The sequence below is a fragment of the Bremerella volcania genome (genome assembly GCF_007748115.1).
GTDB classification, from domain to species: domain Bacteria; phylum Planctomycetota; class Planctomycetia; order Pirellulales; family Pirellulaceae; genus Bremerella; species Bremerella volcania.
Window position 1 is genome coordinate 1,017,570 of the sequence record NZ_CP036289.1, and the last position, 15,988, is coordinate 1,033,557.

The window sequence follows — 15,988 nt, forward strand, 5'->3', positions numbered from 1 at the left end:
GGCATTCAAACTTGCGGAGACAGATCGACTAGCGGGCAATCGAGATCGAGCTGCCTGGTCGCAGTACTCGCAGTGCCAACCCATCGACGGGGCTGACGTGTACCAGGCTGCCGTCAACCTTCATGACCTTCACTTTGCCGTCGATCGTGTGATCGCCACGGCGGCTGTGAATCTGAACAGCCAACACTTCGCCGACAGCCACTTTGGCTGTCTTAGGCATGTGCATCACAGCGGTGTTGGCGTGATCCAGGACGAACTCGACTTTGGTGCTCACGATGGCTGGTTCCTTCGCAACCGGTACTTCGGGAACCAGGAAGGAATCTTCTTGTTGATCGTGGACAACTAGTGGTGCCGCCGAGGAAACCACTTGTGCCGAGACCGTCTTCACTTCCGACTTCTTGACGACCTGGGCTGGGATTTCGCCAGCGAATCCCACGTTGATCGGGGCATAGAAGTTGGTTTCTGGGGCCTTGACCGGAGCGGCTGGCAGCGAAACGAATTCCGCGTTCTGCAGCTTCGAGTTCGAGGCTTCCATCGGTGCCGGTGGTGGAATCGGTGGCAGCGGTTCGCCAGTGCCAGGAGCCGTTTCGCGATCAGGTACCGGTGGAGTTGGAACCGTTTCACGATTTTCGTTATCACTTGGCTGTACGCTGATCGGTGGGCAAGCCGACAGAGCACGCATGGCGATTGCTCGGACTTCAGCCGAAGGTTCGTGCCAACATCCGTCCGTTTCGCCGTAGGCCATGTCCTGCAGCTTCTCTTGGATTTTTTCGGTGCAACAGTTGTTACCGCAGCCGTCGTGGCAGCTGCAGTTACCCACCAATGTCAGAACGGTCTCGGCGGCGGTCTTACGCACTTCTTCCGTGCAATCGTTCAGACCGGCCAGCAGGGCGGCTTCGACCTTGCCTTCCTTGTCGTAGCATCCACAACCGATGGTCGCGAGATACTTCAAGGCCTTGATCTTCTGTGGTGCCAGATCTTCCTCGGCCTTGATCTCGGCGGCAGCCTTGATTGCGGGGTTCGGAGATTCCAAGTTGGCTGGGTCGGCAATGCGCTTCAGAGGAGGAGTGCGTTCCCGCTGTGGGTTGTTACCTCGACGGTTGACCCAGTTGGCATTGGCGGCATCAAATGCCTGGGGAATGCCCAGCTTGTTCCAGACCGTTACGGTTGGAGGAGCTGAGTGGATTGCACATCCATTGACGAACATGGCTACGCACGCGAGCACGGCGTACGGCAAAGCTGGCCTGACCATGGAAAACTTCCTGTTGGTTATGTCGCAAATTCGAGGAATGCCTTTGGTGGTGGTCAGTTCAAATGCACGGGATCAACGGGCATTAAAATTCCCCCCACATGCACTACCATCGGAGTCCATGTCCCATAAAAACAGTATTCAAGATGCTTGCGCAATGATCTCCCCAAGTTGCGAACTCACCGCGACCCGTAATATTTGCCAAGTTTTCCAGGTCGAGGCCCACATCTGGAAAGGTGTGGGGGCTGGGGAGACTGTCGAAGCTGAGCGAATGCTAGCGATGCGAGGACTACAAAAATAGAGAAACCGACTAGTCGAACTTCAGTTTGTAGACCGGAGCGCGTTCTTTGGCGGGGGTGGCCTGGGCCACGGTCTCGGTCGATTTGATTCCGCCAGAGGATTGCCGCCCACTCGACTCAAGCGTGTAGTTTGTCCCCGGTTTGAGCATATCACTTTCAAAGACCCAGGTAACGCCGTCCGGGTCGAGTCGTGGCTGGAGAGGTAGTTCCTTGATGCTCGGCTTGTACTTCGGATCGGTGGCAGGGCGTCCGTTCACGAAAACGACTTGCGCCTTGATGACCATTAGCCGCATCGGGCCGTCCCCGTTCATCGGTTCGTCACTCTTGGGACCAACCCGCACGATCAGGTCCAGTGGCTCCGACTTCAGATCAGCGCGATTCACGGCGCGAACGCGCAGCTTGTGGGTGGTGCCAACATCCCACTTTAGCTCTGCCGGTTGGATGTTCAGCAGGAACTGGGGAACCCGCAAGAAGGCATCGTTGGGGTTGGGCAAGATGTTTCCAACCAGCGGCTCCAGTTTCAAAGGCTTGTCGGCAATCGTGTCGCCTGGGCCGGGGGAACCGTACTCCAGGCATTTAATGCCAGAATCATTGTCTTGCGTGGGGATCGTCACCTTGAGCCCTTCGTTGACGGGAATCGTCAGGGGCGACGGCTGAATGTTGATCGTGGGAGGGTCTTTGTCGATCACGACCGGAATTCGCAAATCGTTGACCCGTTTGGGGCCATTGTAGATTTCGACGACAAAGTCTCCGACAAAGGTCTCGTACGTTTTGGCACTCAATCCAGAGGCAACGACGTCTTCTAGCGTCGCCGTGATCACGAGTGGACCTTCTGCCTGGGCGGCGGTCAGTTGGGCCGAGAACGACCGATTCGAGTAAATCGTCTCGGTGAAGTTCAGCCGAGCCGACTCGAAACCATTCCCTGCTTCAAGCAACCCCAGCTGGATCTTGTCGGGATTGATCTCGCTGGCACCGTTGAAGCTGTTGGTGTCGGTCGAGATCGCCATCATCCAGTCAATGGTTTCGATGTTGGAGGGGAGGATGATGGGAAGTCGACTCGCCGGCCAGGACGAGGCCATGACTGGGATCGACGGCAGAGGTTTTTCTTCGTCCTCAACGTGTGGAAAGTAAGAGTCGAGACGCAGAGCCTCGAACCCGGCCGAGCCGTCGGCATCGAGTTTTCCTGAATCCAAATCCATGACATTACGAAACGCACGCCGTAGCGTCGGAAGTTTTTCACCGGACGCAACATCCAGCAGAACAGGACGTTTGACGGGCTTGGTTCCATCGAGATTGAGAATCGCGCCAAGCGTCACCGTGGCTTCGGGGGAAGCAATCGTGCCGAAGGCCTGACGCTTGATGAGTTCTGATTCACCGAACGTCTCTTCCCATTTCCAATCCCATTCCACGCGAATAGGCACCTTGGCCAGGTTATGGGGAAGACCAGGAAAGCCAAACAGTCGTTGCTCGTCCCACGTTGCCGTCGGAAGCGATTGGGGACCGGTGATCGGTTGAACGACCATTTCCAAGCGTGAAAGCTTGTCCGCTGGTAAAACCGCCGTCTGGACGTCCAAGTACGATTGAGGTTTACGCGGTACCCACTCGATCCAACGCATCCAGCGAACCGGCTTGTTGTTGGCGTCCTTGTTTTCCTGGTCTTCGATGACCACCAACAGTCCGTTGGAAATATCGGTGGGCGTGACCTTGCCCGTTTCACCGGGCTTTCCGTCGGGGCCAGGGGGGCCTGGCGGACCGGTAAATTTCAGCCACTGGCATCGCTCGGGCTGGACCGCCTCATTCACAATGCGTCCACGTGCCCTGGTCGCGGGTGGCGGGATCTGATCGTACGACGTCAGGCTGATACCGCTTGCCACGCCGGTGGGCAGGAAATCGGTGCCCAGGTTCACCATGGGACGCTCGAAGGTCGCCACACGCCAGGGGGCGATTTCGGCTGCTTGACTATCCGCTCCACCTTCCAGAGGTTTGCGATGATACTGGTCCGAGAAAATACGCCCCGTCGGCATCAGGCTCGTCTCAGGTCGAATGACCGGGTATAGCGAGACATTCACTTTACGATTGATCCGCGAGCGATTGATGACACCCAAACGGAATTCAGACTCCCGGTTGTCGAACAAGGGGATCTGTACGCGCTGGCCGTAGTAGATGCCTGGCCCGGATGCGCCGACTTGTTGGACGACGATATCGACCTGCTCGGCCCACGGAAGAGAAACGTTCAGCTTGCCGGATCGACTTGCCTCGGCGCCAGGCGGAATGAACTTGGCGGGAATCGTGAACTCGATCGGTTCGCTTTGGGCCGCTCGGATGTCCGATTTGTTTTCCCGCAAGGCATTCGCTTCGCGGTCGAGCTTGGCCGAGACACGACCTTGGATGGTGATCGGACCGCTGGCATCAATCGTGTAGTTCAACGTCCCGCTGGACGAGTCGAAGCTGCCGTTCTTGAACGAGACGCTTAACGCATTGCGATCATAATCGACGGTGAAAACGACTTGCCCCGGCGGAAAATTCGCGGCCGTCAACTCAAACTCGAAATCGACCTGCTCGTCGATACGATCTAGCTGGAGCGATTGCGTTTCCTTGCCGGGTCTTACCGTTAGACGCGGTATCTTTTCCTTGACGGGAAAACGAAAGGGGAGGGGAGCCACATGCCCAACAATCTGTGGCGTGTCGCGCCAATCGAGTGTGCGCACCCGGACCTGGTAACGGACCTGGTCACGATAATCGGTATCCGATGGCATGTTGGCTTGGATCGTACCGCCTAAATCAACGAACGGAGTTGCCGAGTCTTCGGGGGGTGGGCTGCCGGCTGAGGATATCTGCAAGTAGAGATCCCTAAGCTTCTCCATGCTTTCCTCCGAGGCCCGCGGCAACATCGCCGTCGACAGCCGCGCCAGGAAAGGGGCCGAGTTATCGATATACGTGTATTCGGGCACCGGCTGCTGCGAGAATTCTCGGAGCGAGTCGGCCATCTTCCTGCGATCAGCCGCGGTGGGCATAGCGGTGCGCAGGTAACCAAGAAGCCGCAGAGCGTCGGCCATCTGGGCATTCAAGTTCGACGACTCGTTGTCCCGTGGGACGATCGTCATCTCGGCATTGGCGAATCGTCGCATCCCTTCGAGGTCGCTGAGCGAACGATTGATGACGCTTGCCAGCGGCAGGTTCGTTAATTCAGGTCCCGATGACCCGCTCGGAGGAACTTCGAGCATACCGATTGTGACGTTGCGAATATCCTTGAGCAGCGACTCATAGCCAGCCAATGTCGAATCGCTGCCGGTATGCTCGAACATCTGCGTCAGTTCGGGAACGTGGTAGACGCAGTAGTTCCAACTGAGAACCGCGTCGCGGGCCTTGAGTCCGTCGTCGGTTAAATCGGCACTCCAGGCCAGTTGATACGGTGTGTTGACGAACTTATTCCAAGCATCGATAAGGTTGTCTGCCGGCGTGTCGCTAATGGGCGGAATCATTTGGACTTCGCGCTGCTGCTGAAGATGATCCAGCAGCACTTCCAGCGAATGCTTCATCATCGCCATTTTTTCTTCGGGAACGCTCCCGGTATCGAACAACAGGCGAAACTGGTAGCCAATCAAGTAGCTGTCCAGACGACGGAAGTATTGCGGTGCAAAATCGATCGGACTCCAGATCATTCCACCGCGGCGAGCAGGGGGCTGTGCGAGTTGTTCTCGAAGTTGCCAGACTTCGTGAAGCGTGGCCCAGCGGGGATCTTTCTCTGCGGCCGAATCCCCATCCTTTTCCGCATCGTCTTTCTCGGCATCCGCTTTAGGCTCTGGCGGTGGTGCTGGTTTCTCATCCTTCGCCTCTGTGGACGCCGCTTCTGCGCCTTCTTCTTTCGGTTCTTCCTGGTAGTAGCGGCAAACAAATTTGGCCGGGAAGTCCTCGGTCAGAATTCCTTGTCCCCCTTGAAACAACCGCGGCGTCTGGGCGATGACCCCTTCGCCAAGGTGATTTTGAACGCGCACGCAGATGTGGTGATACAACTCGTCGAGGTCCAGCAAGTTATCGCCAGACATATCACTGATGCCCTTGCCGGTCAGCGCTTCCTGAACGGCCTGCGAGAAGATCGAGTTCCTCTGCAGCGACAAGGAGAGCGACTTCTGGCCATTCTCGTGCGAGGTGATCAGAAACAGGTTCGGGTCCTTCCGACCGCGCATCTCGCTTTCCAAAGCCGAAGTGAAATTGTTCTCGTACAAATCAATGCGTCCGTCGGTCACGATCGTGCCTGCGTCGAGCAGCACCAGCTTTAACGGGCAATTGGCTGTTTGCATCCAATCGAGCACGACGCTCAAATCGAGGACGCCACTGTTCTCCCAATTGGCGAGCGAGTTCCGCAGGAACGTCGGCGTGGCCACCACGACGTGCGGTACGTCTTCGACGTCATACCGTAACGTATGGGCTTGAATGTAAAGGACGCAGGCATCGTTCTGGCCAGGTACGTTGCCGTTGGCGACTTGCGCGGCCAACTGATCGATCGGAGGAAACGATTCTTCCAGGGCAATGCTGCCCATATGAAACGATTTCGGATCGTAATTACCCTCTTTGGCAAGCTCTTGGGCAACCGAGCTATGGACCAATGGAACGGTTGCCCAAAGATCGTATTCGATGGGGTTGGCGGCAAAGAAATAAGTCCGCTGCTGGGCAGGGGGCAAGAGAAACCAGATGAGTACGCCAACGAGCAGCAGAAAGAGAGTCGCCACAAAAATCAGGCGAAACATTCGGTTCATCGGCCGACCGCCTTGGGACGGGCGGTGCTTCCAATCCTGCTTCATGCCGGGAGTCAGCTTGGCCATGGTGAATCTCGTGCTACGGCGTGGTTGTCAATTGGCGGTCGATGCGGACCGGTTCTCCTCCAAAAGAAACGATGCCGCAAGTTTCACTTCCGGTCATTAAATCAAACCCAGATGGGGTTGCAAGTCACACGGTCGCGGCGGCTGGATCGTCGGAGCCGTTTTTCCAGTGAATTATTGATCGTCTCAAGAACGAAAAAAGCGGACCGACTTGCCGCGGTCCGCTTCATATTTGGGGGGTGATTATCGGTTACTGACGAACCAGCAGAGCTGCTGTCGACAGGCGTTTGAGCACTTCATCGACCGCTTTTCCCATGACCGTATCCATGGAAATTCCCTCAGGCTTCTCGCCTTTCTGTTGAACGACCAGCTTCCCTTCCTCGACCAATCGTTTCAGTTCCTCGACGAGCTGATCTTTCGTTCGCGTGCCGTCCATCAGAGGCACAAAATGCTTAGAAAGGTCATCGACATTGACCGTTTCGTGTCGGCAACTGGTCAGACGGTTGGTGCTCTCGGCCTGCATGCGCGCCACGGCCGAGGTCTTGGGGAACTCAGGGATGTCGGCGGTGTACATCGAAGGATTGTACTGCAGTTCCACGATCCCGCTGACGGTCATATGAATGAGATTGGTAGCCAGAGATCGCTTGAGTGCTTCGATCTTCGTCGCATCCGCGATGACGCCGTCGACCATCTTATCCAATGCATTCTGGAAGAGGTCCTCGAAGGCGACCGCACACGGATAGGCCTCTTTCAACTTCACAACCGTTTCAATTACCAGCGGGTCTTGGGTGGTCATCGTCTGGCGGGTTACCGGATTGACGAACGTTCGCGGATCGCCAGGTTGCGGCTCCTTGTCCTTTTCCACCTTCTCGTCCATGTTGCCGGTGACGTAGGCGCCTTCAATCGACTCGAGCTTGAGCGAGCGCGAGACTGGCGCGTCCTTGTGGCACAGCAGCGTCTGGCGGAAGGTGCGATTGCGGACGAAGTCGGCGTACTGCTCGCGCTGAACGATATCCGGGGCGATACGTTCGAGCGTTTGAGCGATTTCCTTCGGGAAATTACCGATCCACATCGTCGCGAGCTGAGACTCGCCCAGGTACTGCAGATCGTAGTTCTTGGCCCGCTCGATGAACTCGTGGAAGTAGATCGGCGTGTTGTCTTTCTCGAGATGTTCGTGGAACAGGTAATTGTCCGACTGGCGACGCAGCAGTTGCAACTCGCTGTTGAGCAGCATGCCGTACGCACCCTTATCAGCAGAAACGCTCTTGGCGAGGAATTCCAGCAGGGCTCGCGACTGTTGAATCCGTCGGGGAGCATCTTTGAGATTTCGCACATGATAATTCATCATGTCGCGGATCATGCCTCGCAGGTGCCAGCCAGGGTAGGTGTTGTAGCTGATGTAGGCGATGCCGTTCTCGTTCAGGTTCTTCTGGCAAATCTCGAAGATCCGCTCTTGAACCTCCTCGGGAATCCAGGAAAAGACGCCGTGGACGATGATGTAGTCGAACTTGCCCATCGAATCGTCGATGTCGGTGCAGTCCATGTGTTTGAGTTCGATATTCGTCAGCCCCAACGCATCGATGTTGAGTTGGCCTCGCTCAATTTGTTTCCTGGAAAGATCGACGCCAATGAATTGACTTCCCGGCAATGCTTCTGCCATGGGGATAAGGTTACCGCCGGCGGCACAGCCGATTTCCAATACGCGGCAGTTATCGATCGCCGCAGGCTTGATCCCGAACAGATTGCCGACGCTTGCCAACCGTTCTGGGTGAGATTGGCGGAAAGGGTGGCTGGGGTACGGGACGACGTCGTAGCTGTACTCTTCTTCGGCCAGCGATTGCTGTTGCAAGTTATCGGCAGTGCTCATGAGCTCTTTCACGAAGGGGTCAGAAGAATGGGACGAGGTAACAGGGCCCGATTGCCCTTACTTGGTTAAGGTTTCATTCTTCCCACAAATGGGGAAAGTGTCGTGGGCAAAGTCGGGAAACTCCGCGAATTCTTCCGGTTTTTAGGGGGATTCTTGGCGATTGCAGTCATCGAGACAGTTAGGGTAAACCGCGGGGTATGCGCGATATTACCAGACAATCCGGTTTTAACGCCTGGGATCGATCTGATGGAACCGTTATCTGGCAGTACACTCTTTAAACTTCATTCCCCGAAAGCCTTAGGACGTAATTGTTTGACGAGGCACTTAGATACTGATCTAATCGACTGTTGGATTCATTCCCCCTAAATTAGGCGCAAGTTTTTACATCATGTTGGTTGTCCTTGAGGTGGTTGTCGGCTCGGAGGTCGGACGCCAAATCAAAATTCCGCAAGATCGAACGTGCAAGGTTGGACGCACGAATTACTCGGATGAGGCCTTCACCGACGACGTGATGATGTCGGGCCAACACTTTGAGATTCGCAACGACGGAAAGTATTGCTGGCTGCGTGATCTGGAAAGCCGCAATGGAACGCGTGTTGACGATGACTTCGTCAAAGAGAGTCTCGTCATCCGGGACGGCCAGAAGGTCTTTGCCGGGCGGACCGAGTTCCTGGTCAAGATCGACGGGGGAGCCAAGAGTCCGTACGAGTCGACCAGCGTAGGCACGTTCGAGCCGGTCCGAAATCGCTCGCTCATGTCGACGACGTTTGGCAGCCAGGTCTACGCCGAGGATGATCCGCGTTTTCCCAAGTCCGAGAAAAATCCTCAGGGCAATCCACAGCCGTTACCTCCAGGGGCACCTGCCGGTCCGCCGATGCCGCCAGTGATGCCCACGCCACCTCCGTCCGGCGTGCCTCAGCATCCGTCAGGCGGCAACATGGAGCTTCCGCCGACTCCCGAAACCCCCAAGTTTCCTCGAGTGGAAAACTTCAGCCCACCCGAATTCGCCAAGCCCGATACCGGCACGGCTCCGGGGCATCCGCCGGGATTCCCACCAGCAGGCAGCCCGCCACCGCCGGGACCAGCTTCGCAGGGTACCTCCAAGAGTCCTCCCTGGGCGCACCCCGCTCCCACGCCGGTAACACCTGGTCAGCCCATGCCGGGGCAAGTCATCCCGGGTCAGTTACCGTCTGGTTCGCCACCGCCAAGCCATCAAGAGTTTACGCCACCTCATAAACGAGGTGGAGACGAAGGGCCGATCTTCAAGTTCGCCAAAGGAAGCGGTGGTCCCGCTTCTGCAGGGCCACCTCCGGGTATGCCGCCCAGCTTTCGGCACACGCCAGGTACGCCTCCTGGTAGCCCGCCGGCTGGCGATCCGAGATTTCAAACGCCACCTCACGCGGAACCTCCTGCGGTCTCTGGTGCCCCGCCCAGCTTTGAAACTCCTGGGCAGCCACCTCAAGAGAAGCCGACCAATTTCGCCGCACCACCGGAAAGACCCCTGCCACCTGGAACACCGCCAGGGCCTCCAGGCACGCCGCCGGGTGGCTTTCCAAACTTCGACGAGCCGGCGGCTCCTCCGCAGTTTTCCAGTTTCGCATCGCCTCCCTTACCGCATGGGACTGAGCCGCCCGAGCATAAGGGGCCTCCTGGTACTCCGCATGTGGCTCCTTGGGAAGCTCAGGGAGGTGGTAAGAATCCCAATCTCGACTTCGGGTCGGATGATTTCGGTCCCAACGTCGGGCCAGCGCTTGATTTCGGGGACGAAGCCGACGATGAAGATGAGCCGCTGTTTGGTCCCCCTTCGTTTGCCGGGGGAAGTGGTCCGTCGTTTACCAATCAAATGGGCCCTGCCGGTGGGAACCCTAATCTAGTCGACTTTTCGTTCGACCAACCCCCGGGTAACAAGGTCACTGGGCCGCCATCCGAGGACGAACCGCTTCCTCCGACGGGCATCCCCCAGAATGTGATTGAGCCTGCTCCGCCGACTCCGTCATCAAACTGGCGGAATCCCGATTACGTCTCTGCGGCTCCCCCGCCATCGCAAATCGATGAAGGGGAACAGAACGCGGCGGCTGCATCCCCTGATTCGGTCCGAGGGTTGTGCTTCCAAGAGGAGACGGCCGACTCTGGCTATCCCGTTTATCACAGCATCATCGAAGGGGTTCCCAAGGTTCCCTTTTCTCCCTTCGCTTTGATTCATGAGTTGTCGAAGGTGGCCAAGCCGGTGCTGTCGATTCACTTCATGAGAGCCGAAATGCAAATCCCGGAGAACCTGGAGGGGACACCCCTGCGTGGCGACCTGGATGCGAAGTTCGCGGCGCTGGGCGGACCGATGCTTTACTGTCCGCAAGATCTCGAGCCGTTTCGCGAGATCATCAACGAGCTATGGGGACTGGACGCGATTAGCTGCATGTTTACCTCGGGAGATCCCCAAGGCGTTGTCGATCACTTTCGGCAAGGGTTGTTTGCTCCCAAACGGGGTGACCTGCCCACCCCAGGACCAGGCCCGCAATTTTTCGCCGTCTTTTCGCCTAATCTGTTGACCACGTTCCTATCGCAGCGCGATCAAGAGACGGTTGACGAACTGTTGGGTACTGAGGTCGTCGGGGTGTTGGCCGAAGTGGCCGACATGCCCGAAAGCTGGCAGTTGTTCACCAAAAAATCGTGGGCCGAATCACTCAAGAAGCTGGGCATGAATCGCGTTGTCGAGCAGCCGCAATAGTTCAGCACCACGTTACAACCTCAAGCAAGGCAATGTCGGGGGGAGACATCATGGCGGAAATCCAAGTTGGTGGTTCGCGTTCTCATGCTCCGGAAGTCAACGAAAAGACGCCGCTGCATATTCTGCTAATTGGCAATTTCCGGGGCACAGGCCACCAGGCCGATCGTAAGAGCCCGAAGCCGGTCTTCGTCGATCGCGACAATATCTACGAACTGCCTGAAAAGCTAGGAGTGCGACTCGACGGTATTCTGGCCTCGGCCGATGGCCAAACCGAAGATATCGAATTCCAGGAGTTCGAAGACTTCGAGCCGGACGAATTGTTTGAGAAGCTGGCGCTGTTCGAGAATCTCCGAACCCTTCGCCGTCGTCTGCAAAACCCCAAGCACTTCGATGCGGCCGCAGCCGAAGTGTTGGCTTGGGCACCCCAGCAGGAAGAACCGGCGGCCACGGCATCTGCGGACATGATGCCTGCTTCAGCGGCGGCACCAGGCTCGGAAGATCTGTTCGCGGATGTCCTCTCGCAATCGAGCGATGCCAGCGGTTCCCCCTTGGAAACCGGCAACTGGGGAGCGTTCATTGAAGAGGTACTCTCCGGCAGCAATATTCAGAAAGTCGATCCGCGTCAGGACGAGTTGGTCGCCATCGTCGATCAGGCGATCCAGGAAACAATGCGGCGTGTGCTGCAAGGGCCGAAGTTTCACGCGCTGGAAATGAACTGGCGGGGACTGCGGATGTTGACCTTCCAGGTCGAAACGCATGCCAAGCTAAAGTTCTATATTCTCGACGTCACCGCCCAGGCGTTTCGCGAAGCGCTGCAGGACGAAAACTGGCAAACTGGTTGGCTGGCAGAAACGATTACGACGCCATCCAAGACGCCGGGTGCCACGCCGTTGGGCTTGGTGGGCTGCCTGTTTCCTTTTGGAGTCAATCAGGACGACCTGGTCCTGGCGGCGAAGCTGGGTGACCTCTGCCAATCCGCCGGGGCCGCAGCCGCAATCGAACTGCGGGCGACCAAAGAGCAGTGGCTGAATCCGGAAGCGTCCATTCATGAAGCGTGGAATGCCAATCGCATGTCGCGTCCCATGCTCAACGTGACCGGGCTCTGGCCGCGGGTGCAACTGCGATTGCCATACGGCAAGAAATACAAGTCGACCGATAGCTTCGACTTTGAAGAAGTTTCCAAGCCAGGCGGAAGCCAATTGGCCTGGGGTAGCCCCGTTTGGCTGGCTTGTGCGGCTTTGGCCAATGGTTACAACGAGTCAGGCTGGGGTCTTGATACTTCCGCCGTTTCGCAGTTCAGCGACTTGCCGGTCTACTACGATCCCGCTGACGATGGCGATGCCCATCCATGCGGCGAGTGCCTTTTGACCGATGAAGAGTCGGCCAAGCTGATGGAGATTGGCCTGAGCCCGGTGATCTCGTTCAAGAACCAAGACCGCGTCCAGATTCGCGGTCTTCAATCGCTACGCGGCGGCAAGCTACAAGGGCCTTGGAAGTAGCGGCTTGCTTCCTCGGAGGAAGAGAGAGAACCACGGATATCACGGATGAAGAATCAGGAGTCGTCGAAGACGACTCGCAAACATCCGTGTTCATTCGTGTAATCCGTGGTTAAAAAATCTTCCTCTTCGAGGTCTCTTACTGCCCCAGGATATAGGCGAACATCAGTGGTGCCACGATCGACGCGTCGGAGTTGATCATGAACTTGGGGCTTTCCTTGCTCAGCTTGTACCACGTGATCTTTTCATTGGGGACCGCACCGCTGTAGGAGCCGAACGAAGTCGTCGAATCGGAGATCTGGCAGAAGTAGCTCCACAGATTCGAGTCGCGCAGTTCCAGATCTTGCAGAATCAGCGGAACGGCGCAGATTGCGAAGTCGCCCGCGATGCCGCCACCGATCTGGTAGAACCCGATCCCCTTCTTTTCGTGCTCCAGGTACCACTTCACCAGGTCTTGCATCATGCGGGTGCCTGGGTGGATCACGTTGTGCGTGGAAAGGGTACCGTCATAAACGCGAGCCGCGAAAATGTTGCCCAGGGTCGAGTCTTCCCAGCCTGGGGTGAACACGGGAATTCCCTTTTCGTAGGCAGCCAGAACCCAGCTGTTTTCCGGCGGGATCTGGTAGTGCTCTTGCAGCTTGCCGTCTTTCAAGAGGCGGAAGAAGTAATCGGTTGGGAAGTGCTGCTCGCCCTTTTCGTCGGCTTCCTTCCAGTACTCGAGCAAGTTGTGCTCGAAGTGGCGAATCACCGTCTCGGGAATACAAGTGTCCGTCACGCGGTTGAATCCCCCTTCGCGAAGTTGGAATTCATCTTCCGGCGAAAGGTCGCGGTAGTTCGGGCAAAGCTCGTATTCGTCGTGGGCCACCAGGTTGAAGAAGTCTTCCTCGAAGTTGGCCGCGGTGCAGCTAATGGCATGTACCTTGTCCTGGCGGATCATTTCGGCCAGCGAGATGCCCAGTTCGGCGGTGCTCATCGCCCCGGCGATCGACATGAACATCTTGCCACCACCTTCGACCATCGATTTATAGGTTTTGGCCGCTTCCACCATCTCGCGCGCGTTGAAGTGGCGGTAATGCTTTTCCATAAACGCACTGATGCTCATCGACAATCTCCAGCTAAAAGAAGGGGAAACCCCCAGGGCAACCATGGTGGATGTAAGGCGCGAAATTATAACAGGGGGGAAAAGAGTGGGAAATCGGGTGACATGAGCGGGTGCGGAAACCAGTACCCGCCGGGAATGAATTCGCAATAATCTAGGTGCCTATCCGAAGTACTCAACGGAAAGCTTATCCCCCAGAGAAGATCCCCCATGGTCTATGTCGCTGCCGTTTTGCTCATGCTGGTCAATTCCGTTGCCTGGCTGACGACCTTCGTCACGCTGCCGGGTAATTGGATATTGCTGCTATGCACGGTTCTGTATGCCTATTTCCTGCCCGCCGGCTATTTCCCACGGGTCAGCTGGACCGTGGTGATCGTCATTGCCGTGCTGGCGGTGATCGGGGAAATCGTTGAGTTTCTGGCCGGTGCCGCCGGGGCAGCCAAGCAGGGAGGAAGCCGCTGGGGCGTGTTCCTGTCGCTGGTGGGGGCGTTTGTCGGTAGCCTGGCAGGAGCCATTCTGCTGAGCTTTATTCCCATTTTGGGAACGATGATCGGCGCGCTTTTGGGAGGGGCACTCGGGGCGTTTGGTGGGGCCTGGCTCGGAGAGCACAACACCGAGAAGACGCACCAAGAGCGTATGGCGATTGGTCAAGGAGCGTTCATCGGACGCATCCTGGGCACCGTCGGCAAGCTGATTGTCGGCGTGATCATGCTGGTGTTGGTCACGCTCGATTCGTTTTTCGATTTGAAGAAGGAGCCGATTCCCGAGCAGTTGTCGACCGAAGCCGAGGTCAGCTATCTCTTCAATTGGAAGTCGAACGTGGTGGAGCCATCGCCCACTTCAGCCGAAAGATCGGTCGTATCAACCGACATGTAACGTTCCGGCACGTTTTGCGCGTACTTCATCTCGGGCGGGGACATTCCGTCCTTCGACTTCACTTCGATTTCGATCGGCTCGATCATCACCTGGTAGCTACCTTCGGGCAGTTGCACCGTGTAGCTTCCGTCTTCTTCGATGACTCCTTGGGCTGCTTTTCCTGTGGTAGGATCTTCGAAGGAAACGAACCCTCCATTCATGGGCTTCTTGCCGATGGTAACCTTTCCATCGACCGGATAGATCTTGGGGCCAGACTCGCTACATCCGACCAAAAGGCCGACTGCGACCAGACAAAGGCCATACTTAGCCATATCGCGCACTCCGATAAAGCGTCTATGAGAATGAGAAGAGATACAATAAGAGTGAGAAGTGACGCGCTGCCTCGCGCCACTCCTCAAGATGCAACTCGGCCTAGTTACGGAAACTGAACCGGATTGCCATCGTCTCGGTTTGCCAGGCTTTTCACGATGGAAAGCGTCGTGGTTTCCGGCATGAAACGCACCGAAGCATCGCTGACGATCACCAGCGATCCGCCTGGGTGGGCCGACTGAACCGGGGTGTTACAGCGTGGTGCTTTCGCCCAGTTGCCACCAATTACTTTGGTGTTGATTCCTTGACGGATGGTGGTCACGTTGTAGCAGCGATCGTCCTCGCCGCCCGCTCCCCACGAGTCATCGGCACCGGTTGGGCGGGTGTAGTTCTTCGATCCCATGTACCAGCCACTATTTGGATGAGCGCGGGCATCAAACGTGTTGTTGTTGCCGCTCCTGGTGTGGCCGGACTGCTCGCCGATACAGAAGGTGTTCGATGTACCGTCGGTGATGTCACGGAACGAGACTCCCAGTTGTTGCCGGAACACGCCACCATCGGAAAAGTGACTGTTGCTCTCGGCCTTGCGATCTCGACGCGAATGATTATTTGCCCCAGCGACGAACACGTAGTCGATCTGTTGAATCTGCCGACTGTTTTGGGTTTTGAAACGAGCCAAAGGACTCGAAGGGCACCAATACGATTCTACGGACAGTTCGTCAACGGCATTGCGAATCGGTGCCGCGGCGCCAGAGCCGAGCCAGAAGTTGAGATTGAAATTGTTTGAGGCCTGGCTGATGCGATCATGAAATGAACTCTGTTCGATAAACGGCAGCAGAAAGACCCAGCCTGTCGTACCGTGTTTGCCACCGGCTGGATCGCCATCTTCTGGAGCGACCGAACAAGGAGGCATCTCTCCAAACGTGTCGTGGTAGTTATGCAGGCCCAACCCAATCTGCTTCAGGTTGTTGCTGCAACTCATCCGCCGGGCCGCTTCCCGGGCTTGCTGTACTGCTGGAAGCAAGAGGGCAATCAAAACACCAATGATGGCGATTACCACAAGTAATTCCACAAGTGTGAATCCGCGCGTTCTCACAACAAAATCTCCCAGATATAGAGAAAAGAAAAGTAAAATCTGGTTAGAAAAGACTAGGCATGTGATCTTACGGGATATCACCTTGTGATTTCAACGCAAATTCGCACATTTCCCGATTTATAGGCGGTTTTCAGTACCACTAAGCCATTGCC

Annotated in this window: 9 protein-coding genes; 3 read left to right on the forward strand and 6 right to left on the reverse strand. The window is 56.6% G+C overall.

Translation table 11 applies throughout. The annotated features are described in order from the left end of the window. Positions 1–28: 28 nt before the first annotated feature. The 3 genes from Pan97_RS04000 to Pan97_RS04010 all read right to left on the reverse strand — a co-directional run bounded on the left by Pan97_RS04000 (position 29) and on the right by Pan97_RS04010 (position 8,235). Positions 29–1,252 (reverse strand): hypothetical protein, encoded by a 1,224-nt coding sequence (locus Pan97_RS04000; RefSeq protein ID WP_144970859.1) that lies wholly within the window; start codon positions 1,250–1,252, stop codon positions 29–31. Between the two features lie 307 nt (positions 1,253–1,559). Next, entirely contained in the window at positions 1,560–6,371 is a 4,812-nt protein-coding gene (locus tag Pan97_RS04005; RefSeq protein WP_144970860.1) for a hypothetical protein, read from the reverse strand. A 247-nt stretch (positions 6,372–6,618) separates the two neighbouring features. Next, positions 6,619–8,235: a methyltransferase regulatory domain-containing protein gene (locus tag Pan97_RS04010; RefSeq protein ID WP_144970861.1), complete on the reverse strand. Its 1,617-nt coding sequence runs from the start codon at positions 8,233–8,235 to the stop codon at positions 6,619–6,621. 388 nt (positions 8,236–8,623) lie between these two features. Here Pan97_RS04010 and Pan97_RS04015 point away from each other — a divergent pair, with 388 nt between their 5' ends. Continuing rightward, on the forward strand, positions 8,624–10,960 hold the full coding sequence (locus Pan97_RS04015) for an FHA domain-containing protein (protein ID WP_144970862.1): 2,337 nt from the start codon (positions 8,624–8,626) through the stop codon (positions 10,958–10,960). Positions 10,961–11,010: 50 nt separating this feature from the next. Continuing rightward, positions 11,011–12,459, forward strand: a complete 1,449-nt coding sequence (locus tag Pan97_RS04020) for a type VI secretion system contractile sheath domain-containing protein (protein WP_165698602.1) — start codon at positions 11,011–11,013, stop codon at positions 12,457–12,459. Between the two features lie 136 nt (positions 12,460–12,595). Here Pan97_RS04020 and Pan97_RS04025 read toward each other — a convergent pair whose 3' ends face one another. After that, complete coding sequence (locus Pan97_RS04025) at positions 12,596–13,558, reverse strand: deoxyhypusine synthase family protein (protein ID WP_144970864.1); 963 nt, start codon at positions 13,556–13,558, stop codon at positions 12,596–12,598. 207 nt (positions 13,559–13,765) lie between these two features. Between Pan97_RS04025 and Pan97_RS04030 the strand changes: the two genes are divergently transcribed. Then, positions 13,766–14,431 carry a DUF456 domain-containing protein gene (locus Pan97_RS04030; RefSeq protein WP_144970865.1) on the forward strand — a complete coding sequence of 222 codons (666 nt, stop codon included), beginning with the start codon at positions 13,766–13,768 and terminating at the stop codon, positions 14,429–14,431. Here Pan97_RS04030 and Pan97_RS04035 read toward each other — a convergent pair. Then, positions 14,350–14,742, reverse strand: coding sequence for a hypothetical protein (locus Pan97_RS04035; RefSeq protein ID WP_144970866.1), 393 nt, complete (start codon positions 14,740–14,742; stop codon positions 14,350–14,352). The genes Pan97_RS04030 and Pan97_RS04035 overlap by 82 nt on opposite strands. A 104-nt stretch (positions 14,743–14,846) precedes the next feature. Beyond that, positions 14,847–15,812, reverse strand: coding sequence for a DUF1559 domain-containing protein (locus Pan97_RS04040; protein WP_165698603.1), 966 nt, complete (start codon positions 15,810–15,812; stop codon positions 14,847–14,849). Positions 15,813–15,988 lie beyond the last annotated feature (176 nt).

Excerpts from the sequence above, each read along its gene's own strand:
- Pan97_RS04000 (WP_144970859.1), bottom strand. The coding sequence starts at position 1,252 with ATGGTCAGGCCAGCTTTGCCGTACGCCGTGCTCGCGTGCGTAGCCATG.
- Pan97_RS04005 (WP_144970860.1), bottom strand. The coding sequence starts at position 6,371 with ATGGCCAAGCTGACTCCCGGCATGAAGCAGGATTGGAAGCACCGCCCG.
- Pan97_RS04010 (WP_144970861.1), bottom strand. The coding sequence starts at position 8,235 with ATGAGCACTGCCGATAACTTGCAACAGCAATCGCTGGCCGAAGAAGAG.
- Pan97_RS04015 (WP_144970862.1), top strand. The coding sequence starts at position 8,624 with ATGTTGGTTGTCCTTGAGGTGGTTGTCGGCTCGGAGGTCGGACGCCAA.
- Pan97_RS04020 (WP_165698602.1), top strand. The coding sequence starts at position 11,011 with ATGGCGGAAATCCAAGTTGGTGGTTCGCGTTCTCATGCTCCGGAAGTC.
- Pan97_RS04025 (WP_144970864.1), bottom strand. The coding sequence starts at position 13,558 with ATGAGCATCAGTGCGTTTATGGAAAAGCATTACCGCCACTTCAACGCG.
- Pan97_RS04030 (WP_144970865.1), top strand. The coding sequence starts at position 13,766 with ATGGTCTATGTCGCTGCCGTTTTGCTCATGCTGGTCAATTCCGTTGCC.
- Pan97_RS04035 (WP_144970866.1), bottom strand. The coding sequence starts at position 14,742 with ATGGCTAAGTATGGCCTTTGTCTGGTCGCAGTCGGCCTTTTGGTCGGA.